Source organism: Streptomyces sp. NBC_01244, from assembly GCF_035987325.1.
Classification (GTDB): domain Bacteria; phylum Actinomycetota; class Actinomycetes; order Streptomycetales; family Streptomycetaceae; genus Streptomyces.
On sequence record NZ_CP108488.1, the window covers coordinates 8829510 to 8847536 of the forward strand.

Sequence of the window (18027 nt, forward strand, 5' to 3'; positions counted from 1 at the left end):
GGCGGCGGGCGAGCCCCCGCCGCCGGGCCGGTCCTACTCCTTGAAGCCGCCGTACGGGACGGTGATCAGTTCCATGCCGTGGCCCGAGGGGTCCTGGAAGTAGACACCGCGGCCGCCGTCATTGTGGTTGATCTCGCCCGGGCGCTGCCCGTGCGGGTCGGCGAAGTAGGTGATCCTCGCCCGCTTGATCTTCTCGAAGGCCTCGTCGAACTCGGCCTCGGAGACGAGGAACGCGTAGTGCTGTGCGGTGATGGACTCGGCGGGGATGGTCGCGAAGTCCAGGGTGACGCCGTTGGCGGTCTCGACGGGAATGAAGGGGCCCCAGGGGGCTCCGACCTCCAGGCCGAGGAAGTACGCCAGGAATTCGGCCGACTCCCGGTGGTCACGGGAGTGGATGATCGTGTGGTTGAGTTGAACCGTCATGAGTGGATGCCTCCGAAAGGCACGTCCCGGCACCTCCATGCCTCACCCAGCCGGTGACCGACACGCGATGCCGCGACATGATCCTAAACACCCCTTACGGGTGGAGTCCAGTGCGTTTGAGGCGGGGTCTATCCCCCGTACACCGCCTTCACGTTGTCCTGCGCCGGATGCGTCCGTCCCGCCGGGCCGGCCGCGAAGGCGCGCAGCAGGTTCTCCGTCACCCGGGTGGTCAGGGCGCCCGAGCGTGCGTCCAGGCCGTGGTTGGCTCCGCTGCGGCCGTCGCCCTTCGCGTCGAGAGCCTCCACCCACCGCATCGTCCCCGTCGCGAACACGGCGGCGCCGCTCGGCGTCGTGTAGTACGCCGTGTCCTGGTGGCTGGGGCGGCCCTCGCAGACCACGGGGGAGTGCGCCAGGATCTCGATCGGGCGCGGGGTCGTGAAACCGGTGTTGACCTTGTCGTACTCCACGCCGACCAGGTGCGGGAAGCTGTCGCCGGCCTTCGCTCCGGTGCCCTCGAAGAGCCAGTGGCCCGGGTGCGTCACCACGTACGGGGCGTCCACCGGGTAGCCGTCGTAGATCACGCCGAGCAGTGTGCTCTCCGGGTCGGCGGCGGGCGGGGAACGGAAGTCGACGGTGGCCGGGTGCCCGCGCTCGAAGCCGGGATCCTGCTCGTAGGAGGACTTGTAGCAGACCACCGTACGGTCCGGTCCGAGCTCGGAGGCCTCCAGCCGGATCCGGCGGTAGCAGCAGTTCGCGCCCAGGATCGCGATGTTGGTCCCCGCGTCCCGGGCCGCCGTGACGTGCGCGCGCTGCTCGGGCGACCAGTACTCGTCGTGGCCGGGGGAGAGGACCGCCGAAGCGCCCTCCAGCAGCCGCTTCTCCCGGGCCACGTCGGTGGTCGTCGTGTACGCCAGGGGGATGCCGAGCCGCTCGGCGAGCGCGAGCAGCGGAGCCTCGTACACGAGGAAGAGGCCCGCGCCGTCGTCGTACGCGTAGGGCCGGTCGAAGGTCACGGCGAGCGAGCGCGAGGCGTATCCGCCGCTGGGGCCGTCGTAACTGCCGTAGCCGCCCCAGCGGTTGTACGCCTGCCAGGTCGCCACCGCGTTGACCACGACGGTACGCCCGGCCGTGGCGGCGGACCGCACGGTGACGGGGACGAACCGCTGGCCCTCGCCGCCTTGCGCGTCGAGGCGCAGCAGGTAGCAGCCCTCGGGCCAGTCCTTGGTCTCGACGGTGGTGCTGCGGGACCACCGGGTGCGGACCATACGGGTCGAGGTCTCCACCGTGTGGTCGGGCTGGCGCACCCCGGGCAGGGCCTCGGAGCGCCAGATCAGGCGGGCCCGGGAGCCGCCGTACCAGCCCATGCGGTAGGCGGAGACGGTGAACCGGGGCGCGGTGGTGGAGACGTGCAGGCCGAAGGACTCGCCGGGCAGCACGCTGACCCGGTCGGCGAAGCCCTCGATGGCGCGGGCCGGGCCGGCCTTGGTGACCTGCCAGTCGGCGTTCCCCGGGCGGGCGTTCTCCGCCCGGACGTCGAAGGCGCGCGGCCCTTCCCGCTTCTCCGGTGGGCCGGACGGATCCCGGCTCTCGCCGGGTCCCGCCCCGTCCGCTTCCCCGGCGTCCCTGTTCGCGCAGCCGGCCACGGCGCCCAGCCCGGCGGCGGTGGCCGCCGCCCCCGTCGCCAGGGCGAGGAATCGCCGCCTGCCCGCGCCTTCGCCGTCCCCGGATATGTGATCCTGATCCATGCGGGTCACGCTATGTCACCCTGTGGGCTTGGCTTTTATCGCCTCGCGGGCCGTCCGGAGATCGACGGGGGATGGACGGGGGCGACCGGGGATCGCCCGCGGGCCTTCCGGAGATCACCCCAGCTTCACCTTCACCACCTGGATCGCCCCCTCCAGGGCCGTGAGGCTGCCGAAGCCGAGCCGGAGCGTGCTCCCGGTGCTCGCCGAGACCAGGCTCGCCGGCTGGGACAGCACCTGGGTGACGGGCCGGTTCCACACGAGGGTCAGTCCCGACAGGGTGCGGGTCGGATCCGAGACGCAGATCACGGCCGTGCCGTCGCCGGGCTCCCGCACCGTGACCGAACACGGCGCGCTCACCTGCAGGGCGCCGATCGTCGCGGGCTGCCAGAAGTTGACCCCGGTGAAGCCGAGCGAGCCCACCGTCACCCCTTGGGCGGTCGGGCTGTTGGCGAGCACCGTGAGCCAACCGGTGGCGGCCGAGCGTGCCGAGGTCTGGGCGGCCGAGGCACCTGGCATCAGCTGGTAGACGTAGCTGCCGGCGGCCGGGTTCGTCCCGTGGTCGTACCAGAGGGTCAGGTAGCGCCGGGTGAGGACCGTGGTGGAGGCGCTCCGGTTGATATCGCTCCACCGGCCGGTGCGGGCCTCCCGCAGCGCCCGGAAGGTGCCCGAACCCGACATCACATAGCCGCCGAAGCCCGCCAGGTGCGCCCAGCCGGGCCCGGGGAAGGAGGCGGTCCAGCCCAGCGTGGCCGGCTGGACCGTGCCGCCGACGGTCAGGGCGTGGGCGCCGGTCGCGCCCAGGTTCCGGTTGTCGATGACCGTGTCGACAGCGGCGCCGTCGGTGGAGCTGATCCCGGCTCCCAGGCAGACCACCGTGTCGTCGAGGAAGAACCAGGCCTTGCGGGCCGTGAGGGTGCTGCCCAGTCCCTTCAGGTGCTGGCCCACCGAGGCGAACTCCCCGTCGGTCGAGCCGCCCACCCAGGTGACGTCCGGCCGGGAAGCGCCCCAGTCACCCCCGGCTCCGTCGGCCAGCGCCTTGCGGGAGGCGGTGATCCCGGGCAGCCGGTACGGATTGACCGTGGGCCAGAACGCGTCCGAGTACTGGCCGTTCCCGTAGGTGGAGCCCCACCAGGAGAGCATGCCGCTGCCCGTGTGCCAGCCGCGCAGGTTCTCGCCGTTGCCCGTCTCGTAGTGGGTGATCCGCTTCGAGGCCATGGACAGGGAGGCCGCCCAGGCCGGTCTGCGGTGCGTGGCCCGGTCCATCGAGGGGAACAGCCGGTGCGCCACCGGCTCGGGCGCGGCCGTGACCGCCGCGTCCGCCGAGACCTCGGAGAGGCGGGCCAGGGCCGACAAGCTCTGGGTGGCGTCCGCCGGCGGGGGGCTGTAGTAGTCCCGCGCCGTCCACCCCTTCACCAGGCCGCGCCAGCGCGTCCGTTCGGCGGTGCTCGCGCCCTCGGCGAGGAGCAGGATCGCGGCGAGGACGGAATGGCCGCGGGTGTGGTCGTCCAGTTGCGCCTGGAGGGGATCGGCGACCTGGACCCCCCGGCTGGGGGCCCGGCCCGATACGGCGTCCATCATCAGCCCGTTGTAGAGGAACGGTGCCCACGCGTGCTCCACCGCGTCGAAGACGATCTGCGATCCGGGGTCGGTGACCTCCCACGCCGTCCCCTTCAACAGGCCGAACAGCATGCCCAGTCCGCCGAGCATGACCGAACCGTACGAGCCGGTGTACGCGACATAGGTGTGCTGGATGAAGGAGCCGTCCCGGTAGAGCCCGTCACCGGAGGTGACGTACGGGAACACCGGCGTGAGCGCGTCCCGGGCCAGGGCGATCTTCGCGTCGTCACCGCCGACCACTCCGCGCAGCGCGAGCACCCGGCACAGGTCCACCCGGTTCGCCCCGGTGCTGGTCCCGGTGTACGAGCCGACCGAAGAATCCGGCACGAAGTGGTCCACGGCGGCGCAGTATCCGGCGAGCTGCGCCGCCGACAAGTGGCCGTACATCAGGACGACGGTGTCGAGCAGCGCCTGGGGGGCGCCGATCTGCCAGCACCACCAGTTTCCGTACCGCGTCCGGCCGGCGTTGTAGACCTGGGCGTGGAGATGATCCAGCCCGGTCAGCACGGCCGTGCGCAGCGCGGCGTCGCCGGTGAGCCCCGTCCCCGGCCTGAGGTAGGCCTCCGCCATGCTCCGCAGCCGGTAGTAGCTCTGCGCCATCCATTCGGGGTCGGTGGTGAAGACCTGGTCGGGCCAGAGCGAACCGGTCGCCGGGGCCATCGAGGAGCGCCACTGGCCGGCCTGTGCGCCCAGCGCGGTGAGCCGGGTGCGGAACGGCTCCGCGGTGGGGGAGGACACGGTCCCCAGGACGAGGCCCTGCCACACCGCGCGCATGGCGGCGTGCACGGCGGTCACCGTCCCGGCGGTGGCCGGGAATACGGGGGTACCGAGCAGCACCACGCTGCCACCGACCGCCGTGAGGAAGGCACGGCGGCTCCACACATCTGTCATCACAGTCTCCTTTGACTGAAACGCTGCTTCGCCTGAAACGCTGCGGCCCCCGTGTGTTCGGTTCGCGTCCCCCCTTCACCTCATGCGACGTGCTCGCGGTAGCGGTCGATCACCTCCCGCAGCACCTCTTCGCCATCGCGGGCCCACAGCCCGGGATGGAAGATCTCCACCTCGACCGGCCCCAGGTACCCCGCGGAGTCGGTCAGCTCCCGGAAGGCCCGCAGGTCGATCGACCCGTCGCCCAGCTGTCCCCGGCCCAGCAGCACGCCCTCCGGGAGCGGTGTCACCCAGTCGGCGACCTGGACGGACACGATCCGCCCGGCCTCACCGGCCCGCCGCACCTCGGAGGGCAGCCGCTCGTCCCACCACAGGTGGTAGGAGTCGACGACCACCCCCACCCGCGACGCCGGGAACTCCTCGGCGATGTCCAGGGCCTGACCGAGGGTGGAGACCACGCAGCGGTCCGCCGCGTACATCGGGTGCAGCGGCTCGATCCCCAGGCGCACCCCGTGCCCGGCGGCGTACGGGACCAGGTCGCCCAGGATGTCGACGATCCGCCGCCGGGCTCCCGCCAGGTCACGGTCTCCGTCCGGCAGGCCGCCCGAGACCAGGACCAGGGCGTCGGCGCCCAGTTCGGCGGCCTCCTCCACGGCGCGGCGGTTGTCCGCGAGGGCGCTCGCACGCCCCACCGGATCGGCGGCGGTGAAGAAGCCGCCCCGGCACAGGGAGCTGACCCGGAGTCCGGCATCGGCGACCAGCTTCGCGGTCTCCCGCACCCCGAACCGCTGTACGGGATCGCGCCACAGCCCGACCGCGCCGACCCCGGCGGCGGTGCATCCGGCCACCAGCTGGGGGAGCGACCACTGGCGGATCGTCTCCTGGTTCAGGCTGAACCGGGCCGGCGCCGGCGTCGTCTCCGGGCTCATGACGCCACCCCGTGCAGGGCGAGCAGCTGTCGCATCCGGGCCTCGGCGAGCTCCGGGTCCGGGAACAGGCCCAGGTTGTCGGCCAGTTCGTACGCGGTGGCCAGATGGGGGAGCGAGCGGGCCGAGTGCAGCCCGCCCACCATCGCGAAATGCTCCTGGTGTCCCGCCAGCCAGGCCAGCAGCACGACTCCCGTCTTGTAGTAGCGGGTGGGCGGCGCGAACAGGTGCCGGGACAGCGCCACCGTCGGATCCAGCAGCTCCCGGAATCCGGCCGTGTCGTCCTGGTCGAGGGCGAGCGCCGCCCGCGCCGCGAGCGGGGCGACCGGATCGAAGATGCCCAGAAGGGCGTCACTGGCCAGCTCGCCGTCACCGGCGATCAGCTCCGGATAGTGGTAGTCGTCGCCCGTGTAGCAGCGCACACCCGCCGGCAGCCGCCGCCGGATGTCCACCTCGCGCCCCGCGTCGAGCAGCGAGACCTTGATGCCGTCGACCTTCTCCGGATACTCGGAAATGATCTTCAGGAAGACGTCCGTGGCCTCGTCCAGGTCCGCGTGACCCCAGTACCCCTCCAGCGCCGGGTCGAACATCGGCCCCAGCCAGTGCAGGACCACCGGCCGGGAGCTCTGCCGCAGCAGTCTCCCGTACACCTCGGGATAGTCCTCCGGGCCGCGCGCCGCCGAGACCAGGGCCCGGGAGGCCATCAGCACGGCCGTCGCCCCGCACTCCTCGACCAGCGCCAGCTGCTCCTCGTACGCCGCGGTGACGGCGGCCACGGAGTGCGTGGTGTCCGGAGCCAGCTGGTCGGTGCCCGCCCCGCAGACGATCCGGCCGCCCACTGACCGGGCCTCGGCGGTCGAACGGCGGATCAGCTCCGCCGCGCGCGGCCAGTCCAGGCCCATCCCGCGCTGCGCCGTGTCCATGGCCTCGGCGACCCCGAGGCCCTGCGCCCACAGCGTGTGCCGGAAGGCCAGCGTGCTCCCCCAGTCGATCATCGGGCCGGATTCGGCCGAGGCGGCGAGGGGGTCGGCCACCAGGTGCGCGGCCGAGTAGAAGGTCCGGCTGCGGGCCGGGCCGCAGGCGAGGGGCGCCAGCGGAGCGGTGACCGGGGTGTGGAGGCGCAGCCCGCCGTCCGCCGAGGGGAGCCGGATGCTCACAGCGTCACCTCCGGGACCACGAGCCGCCGGCCTTCCGCCGAGGAGCGCAGCCCCAAGTCGGCGAGCTGTACCCCGCGGGCCCCGGCGAGCAGGTCCCACTGCCAGGGCTCGTCCCGGACGACATGGCGCAGGAACAGCTCCCACTGGGCCTTGAAGCCGTTGTCGGCGGGGTCGTTGTCCGGGACCTCCTGCCACTGGTCGCGGAACGTCTCGGTCAGGGGCAGGTCCGGGTTCCACACCGGCTTCGGCGTCGCCGCGCGGTGCTGGATCCGGCAGCCGCGCAGCCCGGCGACCGCCGAGCCGTGCGTCCCGTCCACCTGGAACTCGACGAGCTCGTCGCGGTTGACCCGTACCGCCCAGGAGGAGTTGATCTGCGCGACGGCGCCCCCCTCCAGCTCGAAGATCCCGTACGCCGCGTCGTCCGCGGTGGCCTCGTACGGCTTGCCGTCCTCGTCCCAGCGGCGGCCGATGTGGGTGCGCGTCAGGGCCTGCACCGTGCGGACCCGGCCGAACAGCTCGTGCAGGAGGTACTCCCAGTGCGGGAACATGTCGGCGACGATCCCGCCGCCGTCCTGGGAGCGGTAGTTCCACGACGGGCGCTGGGCGGACTGCCAGTCGCCTTCGAAGACCCAGTAGCCGAACTCCCCGCGGACGGAAAGGATCTCGCCGAAGAAGCCGCCGTCGATGAGCCGCTTGAGCTTCAGCAGCCCCGGCAGGAACAGCTTGTCCTGCACCACTCCGTGTTTGACCCCGGCCGCGTCGGCCAGGCGCGCGATCTCCAGAGAGGACTCGAAGGTGAGGGCGGTGGGCTTCTCGCAGTACACGTGCTTGCCGGCCGCCACGGCCTGCCGCACGGCCGCCTCGCGGGCGCCGGTGACCTGGGCGTCGAAGTAGATCTCCACCTCGGGATCGGCCAGCACCGCCGCCAGGTCCGTGCTCACGTGCTCCAGGCCGTGCCGCTCCGCGATGGCCCGCAGGGCCTCCTCGCGGCGCCCGACCAGCACCGGCTCCGGCCACAGCACCGTGCCGTCGCCGAGGTCGAGCCCGCCCTGCTCGCGCAGTGCGAGCAGGGAGCGGACCAGGTGCTGGCGATATCCCATCCGCCCGGTGACGCCGTTCATGGCGATCTTGATCGTCTTGCGCTGCACGGTGTCCCCCTCCTTCGTCTTGTTGCGTGTTCCTTGTGCCGAGCTATCGGGAAAGCTGCGTAGAAAGCGCTTTCTCTTCGATCAGGCTAGGGCCGCGAACGGTCGCGCTGCAAGACTCTTACGGGTGATAGAAAGCGCTTTCTTCATCGGCCAGTATGGAGATCCACACGCCGGGTGAGACGATGACCCGGGACGGATCGGAAGGAGGGGATGATGGCGGTCACACTCGCCGAAGTGGCGGCGCACGCGGGCGTATCGCCCGCCACGGTCTCGCGCGTGCTGAACGGCGGGTACCCGGTGGCGGGCGGCACCAGGACGCGCGTGGAGCGGGCGGTCGAGGACCTCGGTTACATCGCGAACGGCCCCGCGCGGGCGCTCGCCGCCGCGACCTCGGACCTGATCGGCGTCCTCGTGCACGATGTCGCGGACAGCTTCTTCGGGATCCTCGCTGGATCCCTGCAGGGCGCCCTGGCCCCCGGCGGACAGGGCGGCGCGCGCCGGCTCGCCGTCGTGTGCAACACCGAGGGCTCCCCGGCAGCCGAGCTGGACTACCTCGCCCTCCTGGAGGGCCAGCGGGCCGGCGGGGTCGTCCTGACCGGCGGCGCCGTGGAGGAGCCGGAGCACACCCGGGCGCTCGCCGCCCGCCTCGCCCGCATCGCGGCCACCGGCGCCCCGGTGGTGCTGTGCGGGCGCCCCCCGCTGCCGATGCCCGCCGGACTCCCCGTCGCCACCGTCATGTTCGACGACCGGGGCGGCGCCTTCCGGCTCACCGAGCACCTGCTGACGCTCGGCCACCGGCACATCGCCTACGTGGCCGGTCCACCCGGACTCAGCACCACCCGGGAGCGCCTCGCCGGACACCAGGACGCCCTGCGCGACCACGACCCCTCACTGCCCGCGCACTGCGCCGGCCTCACCGTGCACGCCGGGTTCGAGCGCTCCGCCGGATACGACGCCACCCGTGAACTGATCCGCCGCGGAGCGCCCTTCACCGCCGTGGCCGCCGCCAACGACACCGTCGCCACCGGGGTCGCCGCGGCCCTGCGCGAGGCCGGCCTGCGGATACCCGAGGACGTCTCCGTCGCCGGCTTCGACGACCTTCCCGTCTGCGTCGACACCGCCCCCGCCCTCACCACCGTCCGGGTGCCGCTGCGCGAGGCCGGGGTGCTCGCGGCCCAGCTCGTCACGGGCCGCCGAGCACTGCCCCCCGGCGGCATCACCACGCTGCCCGCCGAGCTGACGGTCCGCGCCTCCACCGCGCCGCCGCCCGCCGCCGGACCGTCCGCAGCCACGGATGGGGGCCGTCCGTGAGGTACGCCTTCTCCACCCTCGGCCTGCCCGGTACCCCGCTGGAGCGCAGCGCGGAGCTCGCCGCCACGCACGGCTACGCGGGCCTCGAGCTACGGGCCCACCCCGAGGAGCCCCTGCATCCCGACAGCCCCGCGGGCGACCGCGCGGCAGGCCTGCGCACCCTGACCTCCGCCGGCGTGACGGCCCTCGGAATCGCCGGCTACGCCCGGGTCGCCGCGCCCGGCCCCGACGAGCCGGTCCTCGCCGAGATCCAGGCCCTGGTCCGCCTCGCCGCCGACCTCGAAGCCCCCTACGTACGGGTTTTCCCCGGCGGCGGTGAACTGCCCCCGGCCGAAGCCGACGAACACTCGGTCCGCAGGCTCCGGGCCGCCGCTCCCTTCGCCGAGCGGCACGGGGTGCGGATCCTGCTGGAGACCCACGACTCGCACCGCACCGCGACCGCCACGGCCCGGGTCCTCGACCGGGTCGCGCATCCGGGCGCGGGCGCGCTGTGGGACGTACTGCACACCTGGCTCGGGGGCGAGTCGCCGGCCGAGTCGAGCCGGACCCTCGCCCGGCACCTGGGCTACACACAGGTCAAGGACGTGGCGTCCGCGCACGAGCTGACCCCGCTCGGGCTCGGCGGGGGAGCGCTGCCCCTCGCCGCGGCGGTGGCCCTCGTTCCACCGCGGGGCTGGCTCTGCTGGGAGTACGAGAAGCGCTGGTATCCCGGCGCCGGCGAGCTGGCCGAGCGGCTCGGGCCGGGCCGGGCGTACTTGGAGCGGCTGGTCCGCGAGGCGGAGCGTCAGGCCGAGTAGCCGAGCCGGTCCCGGTCGACGGCGTGGCGGAAGCCGAGACCCGAGGCGTAGCGCTCCAGTTCCTCGACGGCCGCGGCCGCCAGCCGGTCCAGCTCCCCGCCCAGGGAGCCGGCCACGTGCGGGGTGAGCAGCACGTTGGGCAGGTCGTACAGCGGGGAATCGGCGGGCAGCACCTCCGGCTCGGTGTGGTCGAGCACGGCGTGCAGCCGCCCCGAGACCAGCTCCTCGGTCAGGGCCGCGGTGTCGACGAGCGAGCCGCGCGCGGTGTTCACGAGGGTGGCCCCGTCCCGCATCAGGGCCAGCCGGGCCGCGTCCAGCAGCCGGCGGGTCTGCGGCAGCTCGGGAGCGTGCAGGCTCACCACGTCGCTGCGGGAGAGCAGTTCGTCCAGGGCGACGGCCTCGGCACCGAGGGCGGCGAGCTCGGCCGGATCGGCGTACGGATCGTGCACCAGCACCCGCAGGTCGAAGGGGCGCAGCAGCTCCAGTACGCGGCGGCCGATGAGCGAGGCGCCGACCAGGCCGACGGTACGGCGGTAGTTGCCGGCGGCGGGATAGCGCCGCAGGGGGTCGACGTGGCCGCGGGCGGCCCGGTAGGCGTGCGCGGAGTCCAGTACCCGCTTGTTGGCGAACAGGATGGCGGCGAGCGTGTACTCCGCTACCGGCAGGGCGTTCACGGCGGCGGAGCTGGAGACCAGTAGTCCCCGCTCCCAACAGGCCGGGGTCACATGGTGCTTGACGCTGCCGGCGGCGTGCACGACCGCCCGGAGCTCCGGCATCAGCTCCAGCGCCCGCGCGTCCAGCGGAGGGCAGCCCCACCCGGTGAACAGGACCTCGGCCGCGGCCAGCCGCTGCCGCACGGCGTCCTCGGAGCAGGCGGCGCCGAAGTCGGTGACGAGCAGCCCGGGGTCCACATCGGCCACCCGGACCAGCTCCGGAAGGATCCGGTCACCGAGGACGGCGACCCGGGTCCCGGAGCTCATGGCGAGCACGGTGACCGGCCTGCGGGGCGCGGCGAGAGAGGAGGGGGCGGAGTCGGAGGCGGGGTGGGTCACTTGACGGCTCCTGCGGTGAGATCCGGAGTCCCGATGGTCACAAACCCCGGCCGCGGCGCCGGGAACGACACGGGGCGGGAACAAGTGCGGGGGCGGCAGCGAGCCGGTCCCCGCGGGGCGGATGGGCCCGGGGCCGCCGCTCCCCAAAGAGGCGGCCCCGGAGCTGTTCGCACGCCTCATCCTTTTGCGCGGACGATCATGTCGTCAAGAGAGCCCTGGGCCATTACGACACCGCCACGGTGGTCGACATCGACCACTGAGCGAGTTCACCGAAAGGTGATGCAGGTCACGTCTGCCGCGTCGTTCCGCGGTCCGATAGCTTGGAAGTGGGACAAAAGCCCGCAGTCAAGGAGGAAAAGCGTGAATCCCCGTGTGCAGGACCTGTCGGATCAGCTGGTCGCCAAGTGGACCTCGCCGAAAGGCGTGAAGCTCATGGCCGCCGGGGCCGGCCTCGTCGGCGGACTGCTGACCCGGGGGCCGCTCTCCCCGGCCGCGGCGGGCGAACTGCTCGGCTGGCCGGCCGACGAGGTCCTCGAGCGGTTCCGCGCCATGGACTTCGACCTGGAGACCGGCGCGGGCGGGGACATCGTCGGCGCCGGGGTCTCGCTCGACCAGGAGCGCCCCTACGCCATGGAACTCCAGGGGCAGCGCGTCACGGGCTGGTGCGTCATGGACGTCCTCATGTTCCCGGTGGTCTTCAAGGAGGAGGCCAGCCGCGTCACCGGCCGCTGCGTCACGACCGGTACCCCGATCTCCCTCACCGTCACCCCCGACGGAGTCCGCGGCCTCACTCCCGCGACCGCCGCGCTCACCCTGGCCCCGGCCACCGGCGCTGACACCCGCGAAGTCTTTTGCGATCGTGTGAACTTCTACGCGACCCCCGAACTGGCCGAGGCGGCCGCGGCGGCCGATCCCGACCTCGCGGTCTGCTCCGTGGACGAGGGCTGGGCCATCGGAAAGCGGCTCGCCGACCTCTTCTGAGGGGGACGGCCCGGCACGTTCCGGAGGAGGTCCGGGCCGCCCCCCCGCCCCGTCCCGGGGAGCCGCGGGCGCTCTACACTGCCGTCCTGTCGATCATGTGCCGGACGAGTGCGGAGGAACGAAAACCATGCGCCATCTCCCCCTGGGCAGTTCAGGTCTCCAAGTCTCGGCGATCGGGCTCGGCTGCAACAACTTCGGCGGCCGCCTCGACGCCCGGGCCACCCGCACCGTCGTCGACGCCGCCCTCGACGCGGGCATCACCCTCCTCGACACCGCCGACATCTACGGGGGCGCCGGGGGCTCCGAAACCCACCTCGGCGAGGCCCTCAAGGGCCGCCGGGACCAGGTCGTCCTCGCCACCAAGTTCGGCTACGACGGCGTGGACATGGGCTACGGGCCCGCCGCCGGCTCCCGCGCCGGCCGCGCCTACATCCGCCGCGCCGTCGAAGCGTCCCTGACCCGCCTGCAGACCGACCACATCGACCTCTACCAACTCCACAGCCCCGACCCCGCCGTTCCCGTGGCAGAGACCCTCGCCGCGCTCACCGAACTCGTCACCGAGGGCAAGGTCCGCTACATCGGGCACTCCAACTTCAGCGGCTGGCAGCTCGCCGAAGCCGCCCACGTGGCCCGCGAGACCGGCGCGGCACCCTTCGTATCGGCCCAGAACGAATGGTCGCTGCTCCAGCGGTCGGCCGAGCGCGAGCTGGTCCCGGCCGCCCGCCACTACGGCGTCGGCGTCCTGCCGTACTTCCCGCTGGCCAACGGGCTGCTGACCGGAAAGATCCGCCGGGGCGCCCCCGTCCCCGCGGGCTCCCGCCTCGAAGGGCGCGACGCCTACCTCACCGACGAGCGCCTCGACGTCGTGGAAGCCCTGGCGGCGCTCGCCGACAAGCACGGGCGCACCGTCCTGGAACTCGCCGTCGGTTGGCTCTCCGCCCAGCCCGGCTGCGCCTCCGTCATCGCGGGCGCCACCTCCGCCGAGCAGGTACGGGCCAACGCGGCCGTCGCCGACCGGCCGCTCGACGCCGAACTCCTGGCGGAGGTCGACGCCGTCGCGGGGGCCATCGGCTGACCCGGGTCCCGCCCTCAGGAGGCGTCGGGCGACGGACCGGCGGGAGTGGACTCCGGCCGGGACGCGGAGGCCGAGGCGGACGCCGACCCCGACCCCGACGCGGACGCGGATGCGGATGCGGACGCCGACTCCGTCGGGCTCGGAGAGGCGCTCCCGGAGGCACTGGCCGACGCGCTGGCCGACGCGCTGGCCGACGGGCTGGCGGACGGGCTGGCGGAAGCGCTGCCCGTCGGCGCCCCCGTCAGCACCTCCACCTGACCGGTGTCCAGCGAGTAGTAGGCGCCGACCACGGCCAGCGAGCCCTTTGCCACCAGGGGCGCGAGATCCGCGTTGGCCCGCAGCTCCTCCACCGTCACCTTGATCTGATTGCGGATCATCGTGTCGACCGGGTCGGCTCCGGGGTCCTTGACCGTCAGCTCGTACGCCGGCACCAGCGCCTTCTCGATCGCCCGCAGGTTTCCGGGCAGCGGGTCGCCGTCCCGCAAGGCCTTGTACGAAGCGTCGATGGCCCCGCAACGCTGGTGCCCGAGGACCAGGATCAGCGGGGTGCCCCCCGTCATCGGCCCGTACTCCACCGACCCCGTCACCACCGGACCGACCGCCTGCCCGCCCGTGCGCAGCACGTACAGGTCGCCGAGCCCGGTGTCGAAGAGCAGCTCCGGCGGCACCCGGGAATCGATGCACGCCAGGATCACGCCGTACGGATCCTGCGCCTGCGCCACCAGCTCACGGCGGTCCGGATCGCGGTCGGGGTGGTTGAGACTGCCGCTCACCCAGCGCTTGTTGCCCTCCATCAGACGGCTGTACGCGCCCTCCGGGGTGCTGGGCCGGGGCTCCGGCGCGGCCGTCGTCCGCTTCGGGGCGCTCTTCGCCGAGCACCCCGAGATCAGGGCCGCGGCGGCCGTGAGGCCCCCGGTCAGCACCCACCTGCGAGGCGGAAGTCCTGCTCTGTCCATCGGTCGTACCCCTCGGTGCGTTCGGACGCGTCCGTACGTCCTGGCCGAGGCGATTCTTGGGGGGTACGTGCAGCCGGGGCGGCAGGCACAAGCGGATCCGCCCGGGTTGGCCCCCGACGGCCGAGCCTCAGGACACGATGTCCTTGCGCGCGAACCCGCGGAACGCGAGCGCGAACAGCACCACCGCGTACGACACCGAAACCACCGTCCCCTTGATCATCCCGCCCCACTCGAGCTGCGGTTGCAAGGCGTCGGCCCACGCGAACTGCCAGTGCGCCGGCAGGAACTCCCGCCAGGACCCCAGCGCCGTCACCGCGTCCAGTACATTGCCGACGATCGTCAGCCCGACCGCCCCGCCCACCGCGCCCAGCGGCGCGTCCGTCCGCGTCGACAGCCAGAACGCCAGACCGGCCGTGACCAGCTGCGATACGAAGACGAACGCCACGGCGATGGCGAGCCGCCCGAGCGTGTCCCCGGCCGGCAGCGAGCCGCCCGCGGGGAGTTCCAGCGGCCCCCACCCGTAGGCGGCCGTACCCGCCGCGAGCGCCACCAGCGGCAGCAGGACCATCGCTGCCAGGCTGAACCCGAGCGCCACCACCAGCTTGCTCCACAGCAGGCGGGCCCGGGGCACGGGCGAGGCCAGCAGGTAGCGCAGCGAGGACCAGCTGGCCTCCGAGGCCACCGTGTCCCCGCAGAACAGCGCCACCGGCACCACCAGCAGGAATCCGGCCGACACGAACAGGCAGGTGGCCGCGAAGTTCGCGCCCGAGGCCGTCGCCGTGTCGATGAGGGTGATCCGGCCGTCGTCGCCGCCGCGGCTGCCGGGTCCGCCGCCGACCGCGAAGGCGATCATCAGGATGAAGGGCAGCGCGGCCAGGATCCCGCCCATCACCAGCGTCCGCCGCCGGCGCCACTGCCGCAGCGCCTCCACGCGCAGCGGCAGCGTGCGGTTCGCCCTGTAGCCGTGGGCGACCTCGCGGCCGATGCCGTCCGGGGTCACGTCGCCGTTCGCGAGCGATTCCGCGTCCGCCTTCGCCTTCGCGTTCGCGTTCACATCCGTCACGGTGTTCATGCCGCGCCTCCGATCAGGGTGAGGAACGCGTCTTCCAGCCGCCGGTGCGGTCCCACTCCCGACACCGGCACCTCCAGCCGTACGAGTTCGGCGATCAGCTCGGCGGCGCTCGCACCGTCCAGCCGTACGAGCAGACCGTCCTCGGCGCTCGCCACGGACTCCACTCCCTCCAGCGCGGCGATCTTCCCGACCACCGTCTCGTCCACCGGCTGCGCCAGCGACACCAACAGGACGTCCCCGCCGCCGGTGATCTCGGCGACCTCGCCCGCCTGGACGAGCCGGCCGCGGTCCATGACCACCAGGTGCGTACAGGACTGTTCGACCTCCGACAGCAGGTGGCTGGAGACGATGACCGTCCGCCCGCCCGCCGCGTACCGGATCATCACGTCGCGCATCTCGCGGATCTGCGGCGGGTCCAGACCGTTGGTCGGCTCGTCGAGGATCAGCAGGTCCGGCATGCCGAGCATGGCCTGGGCGATCGCGAGGCGCTGGCGCATGCCCTGCGAGTACGTGCGCACCGCCCGCTCCAGCGCGTCGCCGAGCCCGGCGATCTCCAGGGCCTCCTCCATGCGGGAGTCCCCGGCGGGGCGGCCCGTGGCCTGCCAGTACAGCTCCAGGTTGGCGCGCCCCGTCAGGTGCGGCAGGAAGCCGGCCCCCTCCACGAAGGCCCCGACCCGCGAGAGCACGGGCGCGCCTGCCCGGACCCGGTGCCCGAAGACCCGGATCTCCCCGGCATCCGGAGTGATCAGGCCCATCAGCATCCGCAGGGTCGTGGTCTTGCCCGCGCCGTTGGGCCCGAGCAGGCCGAGCACCTGACCCTTCTCCACCCGGAAGGACAGGTCCCGCACGGCGTAGCGGTCCTGCGACTTGGCATAGCGCTTGGTCAGCCCCGTGATCTCCAGTGGTACGGCGGCCAGCGCCGGGTCGGGCTGCGCCGCGCCCGCCCGGCCCCCGCCCGGCCCCCGGCCGGTCCTGCGGAGCCCCACCAGCGCCGCGGCCAGCAGCGCGGCCCCGAGCGGCATCCACCAGGTCCAGGCGGGCAGCCCGGAGGACGCCGTGCGCACCCCGCCCGCGACGGGCACGGCCAGCGGACCCTGCGCCGAGACGGTGTAGGACACCGGCGCGGCCGGGGAGGCGTAGCCGAGATCGGTGGCGGCGACGACGAGCCGCAGCCGGTGCCCGGCCTCGACCGCGTGGTCGATCGCGGGCAGCCGCAGCTCGACGGTCTTGTCCTGCTGCGCGCCCTCCACCCGCACCGGGGCCACCAGCTGACTGGGCAGCACCTGCTGTCGCCCGTCGGGGCCGACGTCGTACACCTTGCCGAACAGGACGGCCGAACCGTCCTCAGCCGTAGACCTCACCTTTAGGGTGATGGTCGGGGTCCCGGTGATCCGGGTTTCCCCGGTCAGCGGCTCCGAGTCGAAGCGGGCGTTCTGCCCGGGGAAGTCCAGTGAGAGGCCGCCTCCGAGGGCGGCGAGCTGCCCGCCGATGCCCGGCAGCGCGGACAGGGCAGGCGGTGCTCCGCCCGCCGGGTTGGCGAAGGTCTGCTCCCGGCCGGTCAGGGCGAACTCGCGCGGCCCGGACAGCAGCCCGGGATAGGCGGAGCCGCTCGCTCCGCGCAGCGTGACCCGGCCGTCGGTGGAGTCGATGCCGCCGGAGCGCGAGACGCGGAAGGCGGGGCCGGTGTCCACGGCCGTGTCGTCCTTGAGGTAGCGGTCGAACCAGGTCTTCACCCGGTCCTCGACCCGGTCCGCCTCGCGCATGCCCCCGTCGTGACCCCCGGCCGCCCAGTCCACGGAGACGGGCGCGCCGTTGGCGGCGATCGCCCGGGCCATGGCATCGGCCTGGTCCAGCGGGAAGAGGGAGTCGTCCTGGCCCTGCGTGATCAGCGTCGGCACCTTGATCGCGCCGCCCACCGCCGAGGGACTGCGCCGCTCCAGCAGCGCGCGGGCTTCGGGGTCGGGCTTCCCGGCCACCGCGACCCGTTCGTACATGGCGCACAGCTCCGGCTGGAAGCGTCCGCAGCCGGGAGCGGCCGGGGCCGCCTGCGGGGCGGCGGCCTGGGCGGAGGCGCCCGGCTGCAGCCCGCCCGCGGAACCGGTGGTGAAGAAGAGGCCCGCCCACAGCTTCTTGAAGACGCCGCCGGGGAAGAGGGAGTCCGCGAGGTTCCAGTAGGTGATCGAGGGGGCGATGGCGTCCACGCGCGGGTCGTTGCCCGCCGCGAGCAGCGAGATCGCGCCGCCGTAGGAGCCGCCCGCGACTCCGATGCGCGGATCTCCCGCCGCGTCGAGGCGCACCCCGGGCCGGGCGGCGATCCAGTCGATCAGCCGGGAGACGTCCTTGACCTCGTACGCGGGGTCGTTCAGCCCGATCTTCCCGCCGGAGCGGCCGAAGCCGCGCGCCGACCAGGTCAGCACGGCGTAGCCGTCGCGGGCGAGGCGCTCGGCCTGCGGGCGCACGTCCTCCTTGCTGCCGCCGAAACCGTGGGCGAGGAGCACGGCGGGACGTTTCGCCCCGTTGTCCCCCGCGTCCCCACTGGTGAAGTACGAGATGTCGATCCCGGCGCCGGGCATGTCGAGGACCTTGTCCTCGCGGCGCACGGACGGGGCGTCGCCGGCCGCGGCGGTGGCCGTGAGGGTGCCCGCCCCCGCGACGGCGGCAAGCGCGGCAGCGCCCGCGAGCAGGCGGCTTCGGCGGCGCCGGGGCAGTCGGAGCTTCATACGGGAACCCTAAGCGCCAGGCCGCCGGTGACCGCGCTCCCGCAGGCTGAACTGCGGACGTCCTCAAGGACTACGCCGGTCGGTCGGTGTACCGCGCCTGCGGTATGCGGCGGGCCGGGAGCCGGGAGCCGGGAGCCGGGGGCCGGGGGCCGGAGAGCC

14 protein-coding genes are annotated in these 18027 nt (G+C 73.3%); 4 read left to right on the forward strand and 10 right to left on the reverse strand.

Translation table 11 applies throughout. The features are described from left to right. Positions 1 to 33 precede the first annotated feature (33 nt). The 6 genes from OG247_RS39315 to OG247_RS39340 all read right to left on the reverse strand — a co-directional run bounded on the left by OG247_RS39315 (position 34) and on the right by OG247_RS39340 (position 7904). Entirely contained in the window at positions 34 to 423 is a 390-nt protein-coding gene (locus tag OG247_RS39315; RefSeq protein WP_327256745.1) for a VOC family protein, read from the reverse strand. A 128-nt stretch (positions 424 to 551) separates the two neighbouring features. Further along, complete coding sequence (locus tag OG247_RS39320) at positions 552 to 2168, reverse strand: N,N-dimethylformamidase beta subunit family domain-containing protein (protein ID WP_327256746.1); 1617 nt, start codon at positions 2166 to 2168, stop codon at positions 552 to 554. Between the two features lie 114 nt (positions 2169 to 2282). Then, positions 2283 to 4676 (reverse strand): polysaccharide lyase 8 family protein, encoded by a 2394-nt coding sequence (locus tag OG247_RS39325; RefSeq protein WP_327256747.1) that lies wholly within the window; start codon positions 4674 to 4676, stop codon positions 2283 to 2285. 80 nt (positions 4677 to 4756) lie between these two features. After that, positions 4757 to 5602 carry a sugar phosphate isomerase/epimerase family protein gene (locus OG247_RS39330; protein ID WP_327256748.1) on the reverse strand — a complete coding sequence of 282 codons (846 nt, stop codon included), beginning with the start codon at positions 5600 to 5602 and terminating at the stop codon, positions 4757 to 4759. Further along, a complete protein-coding gene (locus tag OG247_RS39335; RefSeq protein ID WP_327256749.1) occupies positions 5599 to 6756 on the reverse strand; it encodes a dihydrodipicolinate synthase family protein in 1158 nt (385 codons plus the stop codon). The genes OG247_RS39330 and OG247_RS39335 overlap by 4 nt, the downstream gene beginning before the upstream one ends. After that, positions 6753 to 7904 (reverse strand): Gfo/Idh/MocA family protein, encoded by a 1152-nt coding sequence (locus OG247_RS39340; protein WP_327256750.1) that lies wholly within the window; start codon positions 7902 to 7904, stop codon positions 6753 to 6755. Before OG247_RS39340 ends, OG247_RS39335 begins: the two co-directional genes overlap by 4 nt. Positions 7905 to 8117: 213 nt before the next feature. Here OG247_RS39340 and OG247_RS39345 point away from each other — a divergent pair, with 213 nt between their 5' ends. Both OG247_RS39345 and OG247_RS39350 read left to right on the forward strand, forming a co-directional pair. Next, positions 8118 to 9215: a LacI family DNA-binding transcriptional regulator gene (locus OG247_RS39345; RefSeq protein ID WP_327256751.1), complete on the forward strand. Its 1098-nt coding sequence runs from the start codon at positions 8118 to 8120 to the stop codon at positions 9213 to 9215. Further along, positions 9212 to 10012 carry a sugar phosphate isomerase/epimerase family protein gene (locus OG247_RS39350; RefSeq protein WP_327256752.1) on the forward strand — a complete coding sequence of 267 codons (801 nt, stop codon included), beginning with the start codon at positions 9212 to 9214 and terminating at the stop codon, positions 10010 to 10012. Before OG247_RS39345 ends, OG247_RS39350 begins: the two co-directional genes overlap by 4 nt. Here OG247_RS39350 and OG247_RS39355 read toward each other — a convergent pair. Beyond that, on the reverse strand, positions 10000 to 10992 hold the full coding sequence (locus tag OG247_RS39355) for a hydroxyacid dehydrogenase (RefSeq protein WP_327257791.1): 993 nt from the start codon (positions 10990 to 10992) through the stop codon (positions 10000 to 10002). The genes OG247_RS39350 and OG247_RS39355 overlap by 13 nt on opposite strands. Before the next feature lie 432 nt (positions 10993 to 11424). Here OG247_RS39355 and merB point away from each other — a divergent pair, with 432 nt between their 5' ends. Beyond that, positions 11425 to 12045, forward strand: a complete 621-nt coding sequence (gene merB / locus OG247_RS39360; RefSeq protein WP_327256753.1) for an organomercurial lyase — start codon at positions 11425 to 11427, stop codon at positions 12043 to 12045. Between the two features lie 127 nt (positions 12046 to 12172). Further along, positions 12173 to 13120 carry an aldo/keto reductase gene (locus OG247_RS39365; protein WP_327256754.1) on the forward strand — a complete coding sequence of 316 codons (948 nt, stop codon included), beginning with the start codon at positions 12173 to 12175 and terminating at the stop codon, positions 13118 to 13120. Between the two features lie 14 nt (positions 13121 to 13134). Here the strand turns inward: OG247_RS39365 and OG247_RS39370 are convergent, their stop codons facing one another. The 3 genes from OG247_RS39370 to OG247_RS39380 all read right to left on the reverse strand — a co-directional run bounded on the left by OG247_RS39370 (position 13135) and on the right by OG247_RS39380 (position 17868). After that, positions 13135 to 14076 (reverse strand): carbonic anhydrase, encoded by a 942-nt coding sequence (locus OG247_RS39370; RefSeq protein ID WP_327256755.1) that lies wholly within the window; start codon positions 14074 to 14076, stop codon positions 13135 to 13137. A 127-nt stretch (positions 14077 to 14203) separates the two neighbouring features. Further along, on the reverse strand, positions 14204 to 15148 hold the full coding sequence (locus tag OG247_RS39375; RefSeq protein WP_327256756.1) for an ABC transporter permease: 945 nt from the start codon (positions 15146 to 15148) through the stop codon (positions 14204 to 14206). Further along, complete coding sequence (locus OG247_RS39380; RefSeq protein ID WP_327256757.1) at positions 15145 to 17868, reverse strand: alpha/beta fold hydrolase; 2724 nt, start codon at positions 17866 to 17868, stop codon at positions 15145 to 15147. The genes OG247_RS39375 and OG247_RS39380 overlap by 4 nt, the downstream gene beginning before the upstream one ends. Between the last annotated feature and the right edge of the window lie 159 nt (positions 17869 to 18027).